Source organism: Sphingobium jiangsuense (genome assembly GCF_014196495.1).
Taxonomy (GTDB): domain Bacteria; phylum Pseudomonadota; class Alphaproteobacteria; order Sphingomonadales; family Sphingomonadaceae; genus Sphingobium; species Sphingobium jiangsuense.
On the sequence record NZ_JACIDT010000004.1, the window covers coordinates 292679 to 310181 of the forward strand.

The window sequence follows — 17503 nt, forward strand, 5'->3', positions numbered from 1 at the left end:
AAGATGATCGCGGCCCGGAGCGCGCCTCGAAGCGCGGGACGCCGCGCGCGATCGACAGGATATGGAGAAGGTGCAATGCTGACTGAAGCCCCCGCCCGCGATGCCGGCGCCGGAATCGCAATTCGTCCCCTCACCGCCAGTTTCGGCGCGGAGGTGATCGGCATCGACCTGTCCCGCCCGCTGGGCGAGGATGTCGCGGATATCGTGCGGGCGGCGTGGATCGAATCGGGCCTGCTGCTGTTTCGCGGCGCGGACCATGACGACGAGGCGCAGATGCGCCTCAGCCGCCTGTTCGGCGAGATGGAACCGGCGGCGACGGCGGACCTCAACGATCCGGTCAACAAGTTCATGATGACGCTGGCCTATGATCCCGCCGATCCCACCGGCCGCCCCGCCCCCTTCTACAATGTGGACGGCATCGACCGCGCGGGCTGGCTCGGCTGGCATTGGGACCAGGCGTTCATGCCGACCATCGTGCGCGGCGCGGTGCTGCGGATGACCGTCCCCGCGCGGGAAATGGGCGAAACCGGCTTCATCGACGCGATCGAGGCTTATGACCGGCTGTCCGAAGAACAGAAGCGGCGGATCGACAAGCTGGAAGTCGTCTATGAATTCAACCCCGATTTCTGCTCCGGCCAGTTCGGTTTTCCCAAGAATATCCAGCGGCTCGACATCGCATCGAAGGGCGTGAACTATGATTTCCCGCCCGTCGTCCATCCGCTGGTGATCACGCAGCAGGAAACGGGGCGCAAGGTGCTGAAGCTCTCGCCGATGCACGCGCGCTACGTGCTGGGCATGGATCGGAACGAAAGCGACGCGCTGCTGCACGAGATCGCCGACCATCTGGTCGATCCGCGCTTCGCCTATTTCCACAAATGGCAGACCAACGACATGCTGGTGTGGGACAATTGGCGGGTGATCCACTCCGCCAACGGCGTGCCGCTGGATTGCGAGCGGCAGGCGCGGCGGACCACGATCATGGGCGATTACGAGGTCGGCCGCTATCTCGACGAGGCGCTCGACCGCAACCGCAAGGTCAAGCGGCTGGTCGACTGATCGAGGTTCGTGCTCAGCTTCCCTCGAACCGGGGCGGCCGCTTTTCCGTGAAGGCGGCGGTCGCCTCGGCATAATCGCGCGTCATCGTGCCCAATATCTGGGTGCGGTTCTCCGCCGCCAGCGCCGCCTGATAGGAGGACGCATCCAGATTTTCCCACATCAGCTTCTTGGTATGGGCGATGGAATAGGGGCTGTTGGCGAGAATCGCGCGGGCATGGGCGATCGCATCGTCCAGCAAGGCCTCAGGCGCGCTCACCGAGCGGACCAGCCCGATCCGTTCCGCTTCCTCCGCCTCGATCGGCCGCCCGGTCAGCAATATGTCGAACGCGCGCGAGGCCCCGATCTGGCGGGGCAGAAGATAGCTGAGGCCGCTTTCCCCGCCGGTCAGCCCGATGCGGACCGCCGCCACCAGAAAGCGCGCCTGCGGGCTCGCCATGCGGATGTCCGCCGTCAGCGCGAGGGCCATGCCCGCGCCCACCGCCGGCCCGTTCACCGCCGCGATCACCACCTGCGGCATCGCCCGCAGCCGTGCGCCCATGCCCGCGAACTGCTCCTGCCAGTGGAGCTTCTCGACAACGCCGCTCGCGCCACCCCGGTTGCGCTCGTTCGCCGCCTGCAAGTCCTGACCGGAGCAGAAGCCCCGGCCCGCGCCGGTGAGGATGACCGCGCGGCAGGAGGCGTCCGCCGCCAGCCCGTCCAGCACACCGTTGAGCCGCGCCACCGTCCCTCGCGTCAGCGCGTTCAGCCGGTCGGGACGGTTGAGGGTCACGACATGGATGCCCTCCCCGCCGGGAAGCCGCCGGGATATTATGTCCTGATCGCTCATCTTTCGGACTCCATCGCCTGTCCGGCGGACTGTGGGTGATCCCGGTCGGCGATGACAAGGCGGGGCGATCTTCTACACATATGCGTAGAGATCGCGGCGGGGCTGGGCAGGGCCGCCGCCTTGCCGCACGATCGGGCGATGAAGGAGAACAGCCCAGCGACAGCGGCGGCCGCGCCCGCATCCCACAGCCGGTCGATCGTCGAGGAGTGGAAGGCGGCCTGGCGCCCAGGCGTCGCCGCGCTGCTCGCGGGGTCGCTGGGCTATTCCCTCTATCCGGCGGTATCCAGCCTGTTCGTCGAGCCGCTGCAACAGCAATTCGGCTGGTCGCGGGGGGAGATCGCCTTCGTCCACAGCTTCGGCCTCGCCACCGCCTTCGCCGCGCCGGTGGTCGGGCGGCTGACGGACCGCCACGGGGTGCGCCCGATATTGTCGGCGGGCCTGTTGCTGACCGTCATCGGCTATCTGCTGCTGGCGGCGATGGGGGGATCGCTGGGCTATTATTATGCGGCCTATTTCTTCTTTTCCATGGTGGGGATGGCGACCACCGGCATTACCGTCACCCGCATATTGAGCGGCGCGTTCGACCGCACGCGGGGGACGGCCCTCGCGATCGGGCGGTCGGGCCTCGCCTGCGCGGGCGCGCTGATGCCGATGCTGCTGTTCCCGGTGATCAACCGCTTCGGGACGGCGGGCGGCTATCTCCTGCTCGGCGCGCTGATGGGGCTGGTCGCGCTGCCCGCCATCCGGCTGTGGCTGCCCGCCGGGCAACAGGTCGGCGCGCGGCGCGGCGGCGCGGCGAGCGCGGCGCACGCGCAATCATGGCGGGACTTGCTGGCGATGCGCAAGGTACGCATCCTCATCGCCGCGTCGGTGCTCAACTATGTGCCGGTGGTGGCGCTGCTGTCGCAGATGAAGCCGCTGGCGATCGAAAAGGGGCTGGATGCCGTCACCGCCGTCGGCGCGGTGTCGGTGATGGGGCTGGCCGCCGCGATGGGCGCGCTGCTGAGCGGCATCCTCGTCGACCGTTTCTGGGCGCCCGCCATCGCCTTCATCCTCAACCTCGCCCCGGCGGCCGGGTGCCTGCTGCTGCTGCAAAGCGACGTGCCGCCGGTCCTGTTCTACGGCGCGGTGCTGATGATCGGCCTCGGCCAGGGGGCGGAGATCGACATAGTGGCGTTCATGATCGCCCGCTATTTCGGGCTGCGCAGCTATGCCACCATCTACAGCCTGTCGACCCTCGGCATCGCGCTGGGCGTGGCGCTGGGGGCGAGCCTGATCGGGCGGGCCTATGATTATTTCGGCCATTACGACGTGGCGATCGGCGTGGCGGCGCTGTCCTTCGCCACCGCCGCCTGCTTCTATCTCGCCATGGGGCGCTATCCCGACAGCGTCGTGGAGTGACCGTTGCCCGGAATGGCGTCGACATGGCTTTCGGCCCAGTTCTCGAAAGAGGTGGGCGTCACGCCGCAGGCCGCCATTTCCTGCGGCCGCGCGGGATAGTTCACGCTGTTCATCCATTGCTGGGTTTCGACCCAGCCCGCATGCTGGCCGCGGCGGACCACCTGTTCCGCCGCCATCGTGCGGGCGAGGATACGGCGGCCCTTCACCCGCGAGAGGATGGCCGCGATTTCGGGCAGGGTCAGCAGATCGCCCGCCAGCTCCAGCGCGCGGCCGTGGAAGAGATCGGGCCGTTCGATCGCGGCCCGCGCGACGGCGGCGATATCCCCGGCGGCGACCAGCACCATCTTCGTTTCGGGATCGAGCGCCGTCACCAACTCGCCGGCGGCGAGATCGGGGAACATCCAGCCCGCCTTGGGCATCGCGAAATTTTCCATCATGAACGCGGGCCGCACGATCACATGGCGCGGACAGCCGCTGTCGCGCACAAGGGCTTCGGCATCGCGCTTGCTTTCCCAATAGTTGCGCGCCCAACGCCCTTCGTCCCATCCCTCCATCGTTTCGATGCCGCCCGCATGGGATACGGAGCTGTGGACGACCAGATCGACGCCCGCCCCTCGCGCCGCCTCCATCAGCATGCGCGCCTGCCGGCGTTCGCTGTCGGGATCGGCGGTGGGAGCCTGCTGGACCGAGAAAAGCGCGTCGGCCCCCGCCATCGCCGCGCGCAGCGATGCGCCGTCCTCGAAGCATCCCTGCACGAGCGTCGCCCCCGCCGCTTCCAGCGCGAGCGCCGCCTGCCCAAGCGGATCCCGCACCAGCGCGCGGACGGCATGCCCCCCGGCCAGCAACGCCCGCGCGACCGCGCCGCCCTGCGTTCCCGTCGCCCCGGTTACCACTGTGACCATGCCGGTTTCCTTCACCTGTCGGGTTGAAGCCTGCGCAACAGGCATTCCTGCACCGTCGTCGCGATCAGGCGGCCGTCGCGGTCGAATATCTGCCCCTGCGCCAGGCCAAGTCCGTCGCCCGCGCCGGGGCTGCGCGTATGATGCAGCAGCCACTGGTCGCAACGGACCGGGCGATGGAACCACATCGCATGGTCGAGGCTGGAGATGAGCAATTCCCGCCCGTTGGTCGGGAAGGCGTGCGGCAGCGCCGTGACGCCGCCGAGCCAGTAGTCGCTGCCATAGGCCGCGAGGCATTGGTGCCGGCGCGGGTCGGCTATTCCGGCGGCGCTGGGCAGGCGGAACCAGAAATCGCGCGGGCCGCCGCTGCGGGTCAGGAAATAGCGCTCCGGCGCGACGGGGCGCAGCTCGATCGGCGTTGCGCCGCTGAAATTGCGGATCGCGGACGGATCGATCCACGCCCGGTTCTCCTCCACGAACCGCTGGAGCGGCATCACCTCTTCGGGCGGCGGGACATCGGGCATCGCCGCATGCTGATGGGTGAAGCTGTCCTCCGGCGCGTGGAATTCGCACATCAGGGTGAAGATCGTCCGCCCGGCCTGCACCGCGCTGACCTGGCGATTGGCGAAACGGCGGCTGTCGCGCAGGCGGGCGACATGATAGTCGACCGGCCGGTCCGCCTGCCCCGGCGCGAGGAAATAGGCATGGAAGGACGTCAGCGGCATGGCGGCGTCGACGCCCTGGATCGCGGCGAACAGCGACTGGCCGATCAGCCTGCCGCCGAACATCGTGCCGATATGGTTGCGCGCGCCGCCCGCGGCCACGAATATGTCCGCCTCACCCTGCCGCCGCAGGTCCAGTATCTCGCTCGCCGTTTCGGTGGTCGGCAGGCTTTCCCCGTCCGGGAACGGGCAGGATTTCACGCGGACAGGCCCAGCGCGCGGCGCGCGGCCAGCACCGTGTCCATCTCCTCCAGCCCGCTGCGGGGCACGGCGAAGCGGCCGATATCCTCGATCTCGCCGATATGCTGCGCGATATCCTCGCAGCTGGGGGCATCCGGGCCGGGCACGTACCAGCCTTCGGTCAGGCCGACGAAAATCCGCGAATATTTGCCGCCCAGCACCGAATACATATGCTGCGAGCCGGTGCAGGCGCTGCTGGCCATATAGCAGGCCAGCGCCGCGACGAATTCCGGCTTCATGCCCTCGATGAAATGGCGCGACCGCTCGCCCGCCGCCTTCAGGAATTCCACGTCCGGCCGTTCCGACAGCGGCGTCCCGCCCAGCCTGCCGCCCTGCGCATTGGGGAAAAGCGTGTTGATGCCGATGCCCGCCGGGGCCTCCTGCGCGATGACGTTCATCAGGCCGATCAGCGCCGTTTTCGCCGAGCCGTAATTGGCACGGAAGGGATTGCCGAAAATGCCCGACTGCGAGCTGACGAGGACGAGGCGGCCATAGCCCTGCTTCACCATTTCCCGATAGGCGGGCTGGCACACATGGAAGGCGCCCTTGGCATGGACGGCATAGACCGCCTCGATATCCTCCTCGGTCATCTCGCCGAAGGCGGCGTTGCGCTGGTTGCCCGCATTGCTGATGACCGCATCGACGCGGCCGAAGGCGGTGAGCGCGGCATCGATGATCGCCTGCCCCCCGGCGGCGGTGGCCACCGTGTCGTAATTGGCGACCGCCCGGCCGCCCGCTTCGGTGATCTCGCGCACGACGGCGTCGGCATAATCGGGCGATCCGCCCGCGCCGGTGGTGCTGCCGCCCAGATCGTTGACGACCAGCGCCGCACCCCGCCGCGCCAGCTCCCGGCAGAAGGCCGCGCCCAGCGCGCCGCCGCCGCCCGTCACCACGACCACCTGGCCGCTGAAATCGATATCCGCCATCGTCCCTGTTTCCTTTCCCGCGCCGTTGCCCGATCAGATCTGCCACACCAGCGGCAGCCGTTCGACGCTGCCGTTGACGCCGGTGCGGAACCGGGGCGCGTCCTCCGGGTCGAGCGCGAAGTCCGGGATGCGGGGCAGCCATTCCTCCAGCAATATCCTGATCTCGATCCGCGCGAGCATCGAGCCGGGGCAGACGTGCGGCCCGGCGCCGAAGGTGGTCTTGCTGTTCGACTTGCGCGTGAAATCAACACGCAGCGGGTCGGGATAGTCGCGCGGATCGACCGCGCCGAACGGCGTCGCCAGCATCAGCTTGTCGCCCGCGCGCATGGCGACGCCATGGAAATCCATGTCGCGCACGACCGTGCGCCCCGGATTGGTCAGCGCGAAACGGCGCAGGAATTCCTCGGTCGCGGCGGCGGACAGGCCGGGGTCGGCCGCCAGCTGGTGGCGGTGCTCCGGCGAGCCGGCGAGGAAGTGCATGATATGCCCCATCATCGACGCCACCGTATCCAGCCCGCCGATCAGCAGCAGCGTCGTCACGCCGACCGCCTCGTGCAGCGTGATGGGCCGCCCGTCGATCTGCGCGGTGGCGATGCGGCTGATCAGGTCGTCGCCCGGATGGGCGGCCCGCTCGGCGACCCGCTCGCCCGCATAGCGGAACAGCAGCGCCAGCTTCTCCTCCTTCGGCCCGTCGGCGGCGACCTGCGCATTGGCGAGCGGCAGCAGCTCCAGCCTGTCGGCTTCGGGCAGGTCCACCATCCGCATGAAGATCCTGATCGGCAGATGCTGCGCGAATTCCGTCACGAATTCGCAGCGGCCACGGGGCTTCAGCCCCTCGATCAACTCGATGGCGAGCGCGCGGGCTTCCTTCTCCCGCTCCTTCAGCGCGGGCACGATGAAGGCGGGCGCGAACAGGCGGCGGAAGGTCTGCTGCTCCGGCGGGTCCATCTCGATCGGCGCCAGCAGCGGATCGCCGGGCGCGCGCACCTTGTCCACCGACGCGCCCTGGCTGGAGGTGAAGCGGGCGGGGTCGGCGAAGGCCTCCGCCAGATAATCGCGCCGGGACAGGATCCAGTGCCCGCCATTATAGGGCGACCAGAAGATGTCCGGCACCTTCCCCTGCATGCGGGCATAGGGCTCATGATAATAAGCCTCGCCCTTCATCGGGCGATAGGCGTCGAAATCGACGACGAGATGGGCGGGCACATGATCCGGCACCCTGCCGGGCGCCGCCGGACCGCCGCCATTGTGGATATCTGTCTGCATGGGCGCAAGTCTAGGATGGCGGCCCCCGCCCGTCGAGCGCCGCCGCCATGGCCGGGGCGATCATCACAGCTATGATGCCCCTTGCCGTTACCGATCCGCCGGTTCGGCCGCCTTGAACAGCATGCGCGCCAGCGCCGCCTCCGCCACATCCTCGCGCGGCCCCGTTTCCGGGAAGAACCAGTCGCGGAACAGCACCGCCCCGGCCAGCATGCCGAAGCAATAGCGCACCAGCAATTCCGGCTCCACGTCGAAGCGCAGGCCCGCCGCCTCATATTGCGTGCGCATGCGCGACACCGCGCGCGAGAAATAATCGTCCAGCGCGTGCAGCGGCTCCGCCTCCATGTCGCCGGTGGACTTGACCAGCGCGTGCAGCAGGTCGGCATTGTCGCGCAGGAAAGGATAGACGCTGTGCACGAAATGGGCGCTGCGCTGCTCGCGGTCGGGCGGCATCATGTCGCTGGCGCTGAGGAACTCGCTGAAGCGGGCGTTGAACGGCCCGACCACCGCCTCGGCGAACAGCGCCGCCTTGCTGCCGAAATTGTTGAAGATCAGCGGCTCCGCCACCCCCGCCCGCTCGGCGACGAGGCGGGTGGTCGCGCCCGAATAGCCCCGTTCCGCAAAGCAGCTGCGCGCCGCCGACAGGATGAGCGCGCGTATCTCCTCCGTGGAGCGGCGGACGCGGCGCGGCTTGCCCGCGGCGGCGGGTTCGGCGCCAGTTTCAGCGGAGGTTTCAGTCATTCTGTCGATTGGCCATTGTGAGAACCGGCATCCTGCGTTAAATAGTATTTGCTATTTATAAAAGGCGCACCCGTTGAGTCGCCATTCGTCGAGAACGAGAGGACCATCATGAGCCAGCTTTATGACATAATCATTCGCGGAGGTACAATCGTGGATGGCAGCGGCGGCGCGCCCTATGTCGCCGACGTCGCGCTGAAGGACGGCGTGATCGCGCGGATCGGCGCGGTGCAGGGCTCCGCCGCCGAGGAGATCGACGCCACAGGCCTCACCGTCACGCCGGGCTTCGTCGACGTGCACACCCATTATGATGGCCAGATCACCTGGGAAAACCGCCTCGCCCCCTCGTCCGACCATGGCGTCACCACGGTCATCATGGGCAATTGCGGCGTCGGCTTCGCGCCGGTGCGCGAGGGCGACCATCAGATGATGATCAAGTTGATGGAGGGGGTCGAGGATATCCCCGAAGTCGTCATGGCCGAAGGGGTGCCGTTCAACTGGAAGAGCTTCCCCGACTATCTCGACGCGCTGGAAAAGCGCGAGGCCGACCTGGATTTCGCGACGCAGATCCCGCACAGCCCGCTGCGCGTCTATGTGATGGGCGAGCGCGGCGCCAATCTGGAGCCGCCGACGCTGGAGGATCTGGTCGAGATGCGCCGCTATGTCTCGGAAGCGGTCAAGGCCGGGGCGCTGGGCGTCGCCAGCTCGCGCAACCTGTTCCACCGCTTCCGCTCCGGCGCGCTCGCCCCGTCGGTGACGACCGAGACGGACGAGGTGCTGGCGCTGGCCGAAGGGCTGCGCGACGCGGGCAAGGGCGTGTTCCAGTGCAACCCCAATCTCGACAATGACGCCGAAACCGAGCTGGCCCTGTTCCGCACCATCGCCGAGCAGGCGGGCTGCCCCGTGACCTTCAGCCTGATCGCGATGCCGACCCGGCCGGAGAACTGGAACAAATATGTCGAGGGGGTCAAGCAGGCCAATGCCGACGGCCTGACCGTCCATGCGCAATATATGCCGAGGCCGATCGGCGTGCTCTACGGCCTCGACCTCAGCTTCAACCCCTTCTCGCTCAACCCCGGCTTCCGCCCGATCGCCCATCTGCCGCTGGCGGAAAAGGTCGAGCGGATGCGCGATCCCGACCTGCGCGCCCGCCTGATCGCCGAGGAGCCGGACGATCCCAACCCCGCTTTCGTCGGCCTGCTCAAGTCCATCGGCGACCTGTATGTGATGACCGATCCGGCCGATTACGACTTCCGCCCGGAAGACAGCCTTCAGGCGAAAGCCGCGCGTGAGGGGCGGCCGGAGCGGGAGGTGATCTACGACGCGCTGCTGGAGGATGGGGGCAAGGCGATCCTGTGCTCCTATTCCATCGGCGTGCAGACCTATCTCGACATGACCCGCCCGCTCATCGGCCGCGACGAATTCATCATCGCGCTGGGCGACGGCGGCGCGCATTACGGCATGATCTGCGACGCGGCCTATACCACCTATATGCTGGCCGGACGGCGCAAGCGCGACGGGCTGGACCTGCCGGTCGTCGTCAAGGCGCTGACCAGCCAGCCCGCGCGCTCGGTCGGCCTGCTGGATCGCGGCCTGCTGGCCGAAGGCTATAAGGCGGACGTCAACGTCATCGATCTCGACCGCATGGTGCTGCACCGGCCGCAGGTGCGGGCCGACCTTCCCGCCGGGGGCAAGCGCCTGTCGCAGCGGTCGCAGGGCTATGTCGCCACCATCGTCAGCGGCGTCGTCACCTATCGCGACGGCCGGGCGACCGGCGCACTGCCGGGCCGTCTGGTGCGCGGCACGCGCGGGGCGCCCTCCAGGGCGGCGGAAAAGCGTCAGGAACTCGTCTGACGCCATCATCCGCCGCAACGGGCACCCCCGTTCCGGCGGCGCGTGCAGGCGCCGCCGGAATTGCCGCGTTCTGCGCGGCCAGTCGAGGAGGAGAAGAGCATAATGACAAGGAAGCTGCGCGTCGGCATCATCGGCGCGAACTGGAGCCTGAAGGTTCACGGCGCCGCGTGGAAGCGCATCGAGGGCGTCGAGGTCGCGGCGATCTGCACCGCGCACCGGGAAACGGCGGAGCGGGCCGCGCAGGCCCACGCCATTCCCAGGGCCTATTGGAATCACGAGGAAATGGCGGCCGACCCGGATATCGACATCATCGACGTCGGCACCCGCCCCGCCTTCCGCTTTCCCATGGTGATGGCGGCGCTGCGCAACGGCAAGCATGTCTATGACGCGCTGCCCTTCGCGATGGGCCTTGCCGATGCCAAGGCGATGCGCGACGCGCAGCAGGCGGCGGGCGTGGTCGGCGTGGTGGACGCGCAATTCCGCTGGTCGCCCCCGGCGCAGCAGATGAAGGCGATGATCGACGCGGGCTTCATCGGCAGGCCGCTGGGCTTCAACGTGCAGCTGATGCTGCCGCTGGTCGTGGAAAACGGCCACACCTACCCCTATTCCGCCTATTCGGAGCATACCGATCCCTATTACTGGCTGGCGGAAAAGAGCAGCGGGGGCAGCGCCTGGCGCAATTTCGCCAGCCATTCGCTGCTGTTCCTCACCCATCTGATCGGCCCGGTCGCGGAGGCCACCGGCATGCTGACCACCGGCGTGCCGGAATGGCAATTGCCCAACGGCACCACGCTGCGCCCCGAAACCCACGATCTGGGCAGCGCCACGCTGCGCATGGAAAATGGCGCGATCGGCAGCCTGCAGGCGGGCTGGTGCGTGCCCGATACCGAGGGGTGGCGAGTCGAGATATGGGGCGACAAGGGGCGGCTGCTGCTGGTCGACAACAGCTTCGGCAATCTGCTTTCCGCCCAGCTCTTCGCCGGGGACGGGCGGCTGCTCACCTATGGCGCGCGCACCTGCGAGGAGGTGGCGATCGACCCCGCTTTCTACGCGGTGCCAGGCACGATCGGCGGCGAGACGGAACCGCGCCCGTTCGTCGCGATGGACTGGATGTTCTCCGCCATGGCGCAGGCCATAAGGGACGGCACGGAGGGATCGCCCAGCTTTACAGAGGCCGCAGCCGTGCATCGCGTGGTCGAGGCGGTGGAGCTGGCGGACCGGGAGCGGCGCTGGGTGCGCATGGCGGAAATGGGCTGAAGTCGGGCCGAGGCCCCAGCCGCGGCTGGGGTTCAGCCGGCGGCGGCAGCGGCGAGCATGCGCGACCAGCCATGCAGCTTTTCCCACAATATCGCCCGCGTCGAGGCGAAATTGTGCATATGCGCCATGGTCGGCGCGATGAAGATGGTGACGTCGCGCGAGGCGGAATAGGCGGCGGCCTCCCGGTGCGGATGGGGACAGGTGTCCCGTTCCCCGTTCGCGACCAGCACCGGCACGGCCACCCGCGCGGCGTCCTCGGCAAAGGCGCCGGGCAGCATCATGCGCACCGCGCAATGGGGAATGGTGAGGCTGCCGAAATCCGGGGCCGTCTCGCGGATCGGATAGCCGCCCTTCATGTCCTCATGCAATATGTCGGCGGGCACATCCTCCCAATGGAAGGCGTAGAGATAATCGACGCCCTCATGGTCGGTCTGCTCATGGCTGGTGACGCGCCCTTCCGCCACGGGCAGGAAACGCCGCTTGCCCTTTTCCAGCGCCGCCTCGTCCCGCTGCGGCAGCACGGTGTGGATCGCGCTGACGCCGCAGGGGGCGATGGCGTCGAACGGGGCGAAGCGCCCCTGCGTCAGGATCGTGACGCCGCCGCCCATGGACTGGCCCATGCCGACCTTGAACAGCGGCCCCGTGGCGGGGAAGCGCTTGTCCGCCTCGCCCCGTTCCAGCAGGCGCGCGACCTGCCGCACGCAGCTGTCATGCGTGGCGGCGAGGGTCTGGAAATCGATTTTCGACAGATCGGGGATCGTGCTGTCCCCCACGCCGACATGATCGATGGCGACATGGATGATCCCGCGCTCCGCATGCCAGCGCGCCTCGCCATAGCCGTCATGCGCGTCGAAGCGCAGGTCGAAATAGCGCCGGGAATAGCCGCCGCCGGGCGCCGCGAAGATCGCCACCGGGCGGGGCGGCATCAGCGCCGGGTCGGGCAGGCAGAGCGTCACCGCCATTTCCAGCGGCGCGCCGAGCACGGGCGCCGCCTCACGGACGTCGATCCGCTTTTCGAGTATCAGCATCGCCTTCTCCACTCTCGTGATGGGCGGGAAGATAGGCGCGCCGCCGGGCGGAGGCATCGGGAAAATGGCCGCCGCCCATTCCATCAGAACCATGATGTTCCCCTCGCCCGTTCCCCTCGGACGCCGCTTTCCCTATAGCGGCCCGATCGTCCATCTGGAGCAAATGGGGCATCTGGTTCATGCGTACAGCCTATATCGTCTCGCCGGTCCGCACCGCCGTCGGCAAATATCTGGGCGCGCTGTCCGACATTCCGGCCGAGCGCCTCGCCGAGACGGTGATCCGCGCGGTGGTGGAGCGCAGCGGCGTCGACCCGGCCGCGATCGACGATGTGATCTTCGCCCAGAGCTACGCCAATGGCGAGGCGCCCAGCATCGGCCGCTGGGCCGCGCTGGCGGCCGACCTGCCGCTGGAGGTGCCGGGGATGCAGCTCGACCGCCGCTGCGCCGGGGGGCTGACCGCCGTGGCGACGGCGGCGGCGATGGTGCGCGGCGGCATGGCCGAGGTCGTGCTGGCGGGCGGCGCGGAGAGCATGAGCAATGTCGAATATTACACTACCGGCATGCGCAAGGGCATGCGGGCGGGCTCCGCGACGCTGTATGACCGCCTCGACCGCCAGCGGGAGCGATCGCAGCCGGTCGAGCGCTTCGGGGCCATTTCCGGCATGATCGAGACGGCGGAAAATGTCGCGCGCGACTACGGCATCGGACGGGAGGAGGCGGATGCCTATGCGGCCCGCAGCCACCAGCGCGCCGCCGCCGCATGGGACGCGGGCAGATTCGCGGACGAGCTGGTTCCCGTCACGGTCAGGACGCGCAAGGGCGAGGTCGTGGTCGACCGGGACGAGGGCATCCGCGCCGACGCCACCGCCCAGACCATGGCGGCGCTGCGCCCGATCCTGAAGGACGGCGTGGTGACGGCGGGCAATGCGAGCCAGCAGAACGACGCCGCCGCCGCCTGCCTCGTCGTGTCAGAGGAGGCGCTGAAGCATCTGGGGCTGACGCCGATGGCACGGTTCGCGGGCTATGCGGTCGCCGGATGCCACCCCGCGCTGATGGGCATCGGCCCTGTCCCTGCGGTCGAGAAGCTGTTCCGCCAGACCGGCCTCGGCTGGGGCGACATCGATCTGGTCGAGCTCAACGAAGCCTTCGCCGCGCAGGTGCTGGGCGTGCTCAAGGGGTGGGAGTGGAACGACCCCGACCGGCTCAACGTCAATGGCGGCGGCATCTCGCTCGGCCATCCGATCGCGGCGACGGGCGCGCGCATCCTCGCCTCGATGCTGCACGAAATGCGGCGGCGCGGCGCGCGCTACGGCCTCGAAACCATGTGCGTGGGCGGCGGACAGGGCGCGGCGGCGATCTTCGAACGCGCCTGATCGGGCGGGAGGATATGGCGATGAATGAAGCGGAGCGATTACTGGCGCGGATGTTCGGCTGGTCCGCGGCAGGCGCGGACGGCCGGGACATCTTCGTTGATCGCGGGGGCGGCGGCGGAGAAGGATTTTTCCACCCCGATGTCGTGCACAGCCTGTTCGGGCCATCGGGAACCAAGGAGTTGCTGGTCGGGCGGGATGCGTTTTTCGCCTTTGTCGGCCGCTGCGCGGAGGCGCTGTCCGAACGGCGCGACGAGGTGCTGACGATCACCGGCATCGACGGCCAATGCGCCTTCGTCCACGCCCGCGCCTATCGGCGCAGCCGCGCGAACGGGGAGGAAATCGCCTATGAATGGGCGATGCTCTACCGGGTCGAGGACGGCCTCATCACCTATGGCGCGGATATGCTGGATGCGCGGGCGCAGGCCTTTTGGGGCCGGGTGCTGACCCCCGCCGCAGGGGCGGCCTGACCGGCCCTGTCAGCCAAGCCGGGGCCGTCAGCCGGGGTGCGTGCCCCCGCCCGCCACCTCTATCCCGCGCCCGGTGATCATCGCCGCTTCGTCGCTGGACAGGAACAGCACCGTCGCCGCGACCTCGGCGGGCTGCACCGCGCGGGGGATCATCTGATGCTCGCTGGCGATCTCCGCCTGCTGCTCCGGCGTCAGCATCTGCGCGACCAGCGGCGTCGCGGTCAGGCCGGGCAGCACGCTGTTCACCCGGATATTGTCCCGCGCATGGGCGCAGCTCGCATAATGGGACAGGTGGATGACCCCGGCCTTGGCCGCCGAATAGGAAGGCGCCGCCGCCGGGGTGAAGATGCGGCCGGACATGGACGCGGTGTTGACGATGGTGCCGCCGCCATTGGCCTTCATCACCGGTATTTCATGCTTCATCGCCAGAAAGCAGCTGGTCAGCGAAAGCGCCATCGTCCAGTTCCATTCGTCGAGGCTGAGGCCCTCCAGACTGCCCGGCTTCGACCCGCCGACATTGTTGAACGCATGGCGCACCGGCCCGTGCGCGGCGCAAGCCTCCGCCACCATCGCCCGCACCGACGCCTCGTCGGTCGCGTCGGTGCGGACGAAACGGGCGGTCCCGCCCTTCGCAAGGATGGCGTCGCACACCGCCTGCCCCTTGTCGGGGTCCAGCTCCGCCAGCGTGACCAGCCCGCCCTCTTCGGCGAAGGCATGGGCGGCCGCCTCGCCGATGCCGGACCCGCCCCCCGTCACGATGATCGAGCGCCCCTCGAACCGCTGCCTCTGCGTCATCTCATCCTCCTATGGGCTGCCGGGTCAGGCGGGCGAGGCTGTCCTCGCCTTCCTCCGCCCAGAACGCGGTCCAGCTGTCGAAATCCTGCGGCAGATCGGGCGGGGTCGCATGGGCCGCCCAGCCGGTGAAGGGGGCGGCGGGCCGCTCTTCCCAATCGGCGGCATACCAGTGCTTTTCCCGCCGCCGGACGAAATACCATTCGCCCTCGCGCCGCTCATAGCTGTCGAAATAGGCGATCGCCATGACGATCCATTTGCCGCCATCCTCATGCTCGGCGCGGCAGTAAACGACGCCATGGGCATGGTCGGCATCGTCGAATTCGATGCGATGGCCGCAAATCTGGTGGATGGAGCGATAGAAGGTCCGCACCGCCGGTTCGATGATCGAGCGCAGCACGGCCCGCCCGGTGCCGTGGCGGCCGCACTGGACATCGGGCACGAACAGGCCGACCCAGGCGTCCATGTCCCGCCCGTCCACCGCCAGCGCATAGCGGATCGGCAATTGCTGGATCGCCGCGAGCGATTCCAGCCGGTCGATCCGCGCGGCGAGGTCGGCGCCGCTCATGCCAGCCGTTCCAGATTGGCGGGGTCGAAGGGCAGGAAGGGCTCGTCCCGCATCGCCTTGGTGAACCAGTCGGGGTCGTTGAGGATCGCCCGGCCCACCGCGACCAGATCGAACTCGCCGCGCTCGAACCGCTCGACCAGCAGCGGCAGGTTGTTCACCGACTGCTGGCTGGCGTCGATATGCCTCGCGCTGCCCCGCGCCTTGTCCAGCGCGACGCCGCCGACCGTCATCGACGCCTTGCCGGTCAGCTTCTTCGCCCAGCCCGCCAGATTGAGCGGCGAGCCCTCGAAGATCGGCGTGTCGAAATAGCGCTGGCTGGCGTCGAACAGGTCGACGCCCGCATCAGCGAGCGGCCCCAGCAGCGCCCCCAGCGCATCGGGTGTGTCGGCCAGCATCGCGCGATAATCCTGCATCTTGAATTGCGAGAAGCGCAGCACGATGGGCAGGTCCTCGCCGATCTCCGCGCGGATCGCCTTGACCACCGCGACGCCGAACGCCGCGCGCCGCGCCGCGTCGCCGCCCCACAGGTCGTCGCGCCGGTTGGTATAGTCCCAGAGGAAGGCGTCGATCAGATAGCCGTGCGCGCCGTGGATGGCGATGCCGTCCACCCCCAGCGCCACCGCATTGCGCGCGGCGAGGGCATAGGCGGCGATCACGTCCGCGATCTCGCTGTCGGTCATCGCCGGCACCGGGGACAGGCTTTCGTCGCGCCCCTCCGGGCGGAAGGAGATGGTGCCGTCCGGCGGCCCCCATATGCCGGACGGGCGCATCGGCTTGCCGGTGCCGGTCCCGGCATATTCGACATTCCACATCGGCCCCTGATGCCAGAGCTGCGGCAGAATGCGCCCCCCGGCGGCATGCACCGCGTCGACCACCTGCCGCCAGCCGGACAGCACCTCCACGCCGTCGATGCGGGGAATATCGGGATGGTCGGCGGCGGCATAATGGGGCAGCGCCACGCCCTCGGTCAGGATCGCGCCGAGGCCGGTCGCCGCGCGCCGCGCATAATAGCTCGCCACCTCCGCCGTCGGCACGCCGAGCGGCGAGCGGTAGCGCGTCATCGGCGCCATCAGCACGCGGTTGGGCAGGGTGAGGCCGCGCAGGGTGAAGGGCTGCAACAGGGGGTCGATGATGCTCATATCAGATGCCCAGGTCATTGGCCGGTGAAGGAGGGACGGCGCTTCTCGACGAAGGCGGCGCGCTTCTCGGCGGTGTCCGCCGTGGACTGGCTCATGAAGATGGCGCGGTTCTCCATCTCGATCGCCGCCTCCAGGCTGGGCGCGGCGGCGTTGAGCCACATCGAGCTTTTCGTGACCGCGATGCCGATCGGGCTGTTGACCATCACCGCGTCGGCGAGCTTCAGCGCCTCGTCCATCAGTTGCCCGTCCTCGACGCAGCGCAGGACGAGGCCGATCCGCTCCGCCTCCTCCGCCATCACCTGCCGCCCGGTCAGCATCAGCTCGGCCGCGCGCTGCATGCCGACGAGGCGCGGCAGCATGTAGGAAAAGCCCAGCTCATGCCCGGTCCCGGCATTGTGGAAGGCGTTGACGAACCTGGCCGAGCGCGCCGCCAGCGTCATGTCCGCCGCGATCGCGAGGGCATAGCCCGCCCCCGCGGCCACGCCGTTCATCGCGCAGACGACCGGCTGCGGCAGCGCGCGCATCAGCACCGGGATCTGCCCCAGCCTGTCCATCACCCGCCGCTGATATTGCGCCTTGCCGAGGCCCTCGGCCACCCATTCGGGCTGGCCCGCCGCGCGGATGTCATGCCCCGCGCAGAAGGCGCGCCCGGCGCCGGTCAGCAGGACGACGCGCACGTCATGGTCGTATCGCACCGCCTCCAGATGATCGATCAGCTCCGCATACATGGAAAATGTCAGGGAATTGAGCGCATCGGGCCGGTTGAGCGTCAGGCGGCAGACGCCTTCCGCCGGGGTGTCGCGCAAAATATCGCCCATGGGCCTTTCATCCTTCCCTTGTCCTCTGCCATATGGCTCTGGACCATTATGCCGCAAAAGGCGAGCGGCCGCCCACGCGGCGACGCCGCCCGGCGCGGCATATCACAGGTATGAAGAAACATGCCCCGCCCCTTGC

Annotated in this window: 17 protein-coding genes; 6 read left to right on the forward strand and 11 right to left on the reverse strand. The window is 68.6% G+C overall.

The window, feature by feature from the left end; translation table 11 throughout:
* Positions 1 to 75 precede the first annotated feature (75 nt).
* Complete coding sequence (locus GGR43_RS08050) at positions 76 to 1056, forward strand: TauD/TfdA dioxygenase family protein (RefSeq protein ID WP_188071444.1); 981 nt, start codon at positions 76 to 78, stop codon at positions 1054 to 1056.
* 13 nt (positions 1057 to 1069) lie between these two features.
* Here the strand turns inward: GGR43_RS08050 and GGR43_RS08055 are convergent, their stop codons facing one another.
* The gene (locus GGR43_RS08055) at positions 1070 to 1882 is read right to left on the reverse strand and encodes an enoyl-CoA hydratase/isomerase family protein (RefSeq protein ID WP_188071445.1); all 813 of its coding nucleotides are present in this window, start codon (positions 1880 to 1882) and stop codon (positions 1070 to 1072) included.
* 138 nt (positions 1883 to 2020) lie between these two features.
* Here GGR43_RS08055 and GGR43_RS08060 point away from each other — a divergent pair, with 138 nt between their 5' ends.
* Positions 2021 to 3283, forward strand: a complete 1263-nt coding sequence (locus GGR43_RS08060) for an MFS transporter (RefSeq protein WP_246343420.1) — start codon at positions 2021 to 2023, stop codon at positions 3281 to 3283.
* Here GGR43_RS08060 and GGR43_RS08065 read toward each other — a convergent pair.
* The 5 genes from GGR43_RS08065 to GGR43_RS08085 all read right to left on the reverse strand — a co-directional run bounded on the left by GGR43_RS08065 (position 3259) and on the right by GGR43_RS08085 (position 8074).
* A complete protein-coding gene (locus GGR43_RS08065) occupies positions 3259 to 4185 on the reverse strand; it encodes an NmrA/HSCARG family protein (RefSeq protein WP_188071447.1) in 927 nt (308 codons plus the stop codon). The genes GGR43_RS08060 and GGR43_RS08065 overlap by 25 nt on opposite strands.
* Positions 4186 to 4196: 11 nt before the next feature.
* Positions 4197 to 5105: an acyl-CoA thioesterase gene (locus GGR43_RS08070; RefSeq protein ID WP_284276543.1), complete on the reverse strand. Its 909-nt coding sequence runs from the start codon at positions 5103 to 5105 to the stop codon at positions 4197 to 4199.
* Positions 5102 to 6070 carry an SDR family NAD(P)-dependent oxidoreductase gene (locus GGR43_RS08075; protein WP_188071448.1) on the reverse strand — a complete coding sequence of 323 codons (969 nt, stop codon included), beginning with the start codon at positions 6068 to 6070 and terminating at the stop codon, positions 5102 to 5104. Before GGR43_RS08075 ends, GGR43_RS08070 begins: the two co-directional genes overlap by 4 nt.
* A 33-nt stretch (positions 6071 to 6103) precedes the next feature.
* A complete protein-coding gene (locus tag GGR43_RS08080) occupies positions 6104 to 7336 on the reverse strand; it encodes a cytochrome P450 (protein ID WP_188071449.1) in 1233 nt (410 codons plus the stop codon).
* Between the two features lie 87 nt (positions 7337 to 7423).
* Entirely contained in the window at positions 7424 to 8074 is a 651-nt protein-coding gene (locus GGR43_RS08085) for a TetR/AcrR family transcriptional regulator (protein ID WP_188071450.1), read from the reverse strand.
* Positions 8075 to 8182: 108 nt separating this feature from the next.
* On the opposite strand from GGR43_RS08085, the gene GGR43_RS08090 reads away from it, so the two are divergent.
* Together GGR43_RS08090 and GGR43_RS08095 are read left to right on the forward strand one after the other, a co-directional pair.
* Positions 8183 to 9925, forward strand: coding sequence for an N-acyl-D-amino-acid deacylase family protein (locus tag GGR43_RS08090; protein ID WP_188071451.1), 1743 nt, complete (start codon positions 8183 to 8185; stop codon positions 9923 to 9925).
* Positions 9926 to 10027: 102 nt separating this feature from the next.
* Positions 10028 to 11182 carry a Gfo/Idh/MocA family protein gene (locus GGR43_RS08095; RefSeq protein WP_188071452.1) on the forward strand — a complete coding sequence of 385 codons (1155 nt, stop codon included), beginning with the start codon at positions 10028 to 10030 and terminating at the stop codon, positions 11180 to 11182.
* A 32-nt stretch (positions 11183 to 11214) separates the two neighbouring features.
* Here GGR43_RS08095 and GGR43_RS08100 read toward each other — a convergent pair whose 3' ends face one another.
* Entirely contained in the window at positions 11215 to 12303 is a 1089-nt protein-coding gene (locus GGR43_RS08100) for an alpha/beta fold hydrolase (protein ID WP_246343421.1), read from the reverse strand.
* Between the two features lie 86 nt (positions 12304 to 12389).
* Here GGR43_RS08100 and GGR43_RS08105 point away from each other — a divergent pair, with 86 nt between their 5' ends.
* Both GGR43_RS08105 and GGR43_RS08110 read left to right on the forward strand, forming a co-directional pair.
* Complete coding sequence (locus GGR43_RS08105) at positions 12390 to 13583, forward strand: acetyl-CoA C-acetyltransferase (protein ID WP_188071453.1); 1194 nt, start codon at positions 12390 to 12392, stop codon at positions 13581 to 13583.
* A 14-nt stretch (positions 13584 to 13597) separates the two neighbouring features.
* Complete coding sequence (locus GGR43_RS08110; protein ID WP_223177353.1) at positions 13598 to 14050, forward strand: nuclear transport factor 2 family protein; 453 nt, start codon at positions 13598 to 13600, stop codon at positions 14048 to 14050.
* A 27-nt stretch (positions 14051 to 14077) separates the two neighbouring features.
* Here GGR43_RS08110 and GGR43_RS08115 read toward each other — a convergent pair whose 3' ends face one another.
* From GGR43_RS08115 to GGR43_RS08130, 4 genes are read right to left on the reverse strand one after another with little or no spacing between them, the layout of a single operon-like run.
* Complete coding sequence (locus tag GGR43_RS08115; RefSeq protein ID WP_188071455.1) at positions 14078 to 14845, reverse strand: SDR family NAD(P)-dependent oxidoreductase; 768 nt, start codon at positions 14843 to 14845, stop codon at positions 14078 to 14080.
* A gap of 1 nt (position 14846) precedes the next feature.
* Positions 14847 to 15410, reverse strand: a complete 564-nt coding sequence (locus tag GGR43_RS08120; protein ID WP_188071456.1) for a nuclear transport factor 2 family protein — start codon at positions 15408 to 15410, stop codon at positions 14847 to 14849.
* A complete protein-coding gene (locus GGR43_RS08125) occupies positions 15407 to 16549 on the reverse strand; it encodes an NADH:flavin oxidoreductase (protein ID WP_188071457.1) in 1143 nt (380 codons plus the stop codon). The genes GGR43_RS08120 and GGR43_RS08125 overlap by 4 nt, the downstream gene beginning before the upstream one ends.
* 14 nt (positions 16550 to 16563) lie before the next feature.
* Positions 16564 to 17367 (reverse strand): enoyl-CoA hydratase/isomerase family protein, encoded by an 804-nt coding sequence (locus GGR43_RS08130; protein WP_188071458.1) that lies wholly within the window; start codon positions 17365 to 17367, stop codon positions 16564 to 16566.
* Positions 17368 to 17503 lie beyond the last annotated feature (136 nt).

What these genes read in the sequence shown, in the direction of transcription:
- GGR43_RS08085 (WP_188071450.1), bottom strand. Translation starts at nt 8,074, where the DNA reads ATGACTGAAACCTCCGCTGAAACTGGCGCCGAACCCGCCGCCGCGGGC.
- GGR43_RS08125 (WP_188071457.1), bottom strand. Translation starts at nt 16,549, where the DNA reads ATGAGCATCATCGACCCCCTGTTGCAGCCCTTCACCCTGCGCGGCCTC.
- GGR43_RS08130 (WP_188071458.1), bottom strand. Translation starts at nt 17,367, where the DNA reads ATGGGCGATATTTTGCGCGACACCCCGGCGGAAGGCGTCTGCCGCCTG.
- GGR43_RS08110 (WP_223177353.1), top strand. Translation starts at nt 13,598, where the DNA reads ATGGCGATGAATGAAGCGGAGCGATTACTGGCGCGGATGTTCGGCTGG.
- GGR43_RS08095 (WP_188071452.1), top strand. Translation starts at nt 10,028, where the DNA reads ATGACAAGGAAGCTGCGCGTCGGCATCATCGGCGCGAACTGGAGCCTG.
- GGR43_RS08090 (WP_188071451.1), top strand. Translation starts at nt 8,183, where the DNA reads ATGAGCCAGCTTTATGACATAATCATTCGCGGAGGTACAATCGTGGAT.
- GGR43_RS08075 (WP_188071448.1), bottom strand. Translation starts at nt 6,070, where the DNA reads ATGGCGGATATCGATTTCAGCGGCCAGGTGGTCGTGGTGACGGGCGGC.
- GGR43_RS08050 (WP_188071444.1), top strand. Translation starts at nt 76, where the DNA reads ATGCTGACTGAAGCCCCCGCCCGCGATGCCGGCGCCGGAATCGCAATT.
- GGR43_RS08105 (WP_188071453.1), top strand. Translation starts at nt 12,390, where the DNA reads ATGCGTACAGCCTATATCGTCTCGCCGGTCCGCACCGCCGTCGGCAAA.
- GGR43_RS08120 (WP_188071456.1), bottom strand. Translation starts at nt 15,410, where the DNA reads ATGAGCGGCGCCGACCTCGCCGCGCGGATCGACCGGCTGGAATCGCTC.
- GGR43_RS08055 (WP_188071445.1), bottom strand. Translation starts at nt 1,882, where the DNA reads ATGAGCGATCAGGACATAATATCCCGGCGGCTTCCCGGCGGGGAGGGC.
- GGR43_RS08065 (WP_188071447.1), bottom strand. Translation starts at nt 4,185, where the DNA reads ATGGTCACAGTGGTAACCGGGGCGACGGGAACGCAGGGCGGCGCGGTC.
- GGR43_RS08115 (WP_188071455.1), bottom strand. Translation starts at nt 14,845, where the DNA reads ATGACGCAGAGGCAGCGGTTCGAGGGGCGCTCGATCATCGTGACGGGG.
- GGR43_RS08100 (WP_246343421.1), bottom strand. Translation starts at nt 12,303, where the DNA reads ATGGTTCTGATGGAATGGGCGGCGGCCATTTTCCCGATGCCTCCGCCC.
- GGR43_RS08060 (WP_246343420.1), top strand. Translation starts at nt 2,021, where the DNA reads ATGAAGGAGAACAGCCCAGCGACAGCGGCGGCCGCGCCCGCATCCCAC.
- GGR43_RS08080 (WP_188071449.1), bottom strand. Translation starts at nt 7,336, where the DNA reads ATGCAGACAGATATCCACAATGGCGGCGGTCCGGCGGCGCCCGGCAGG.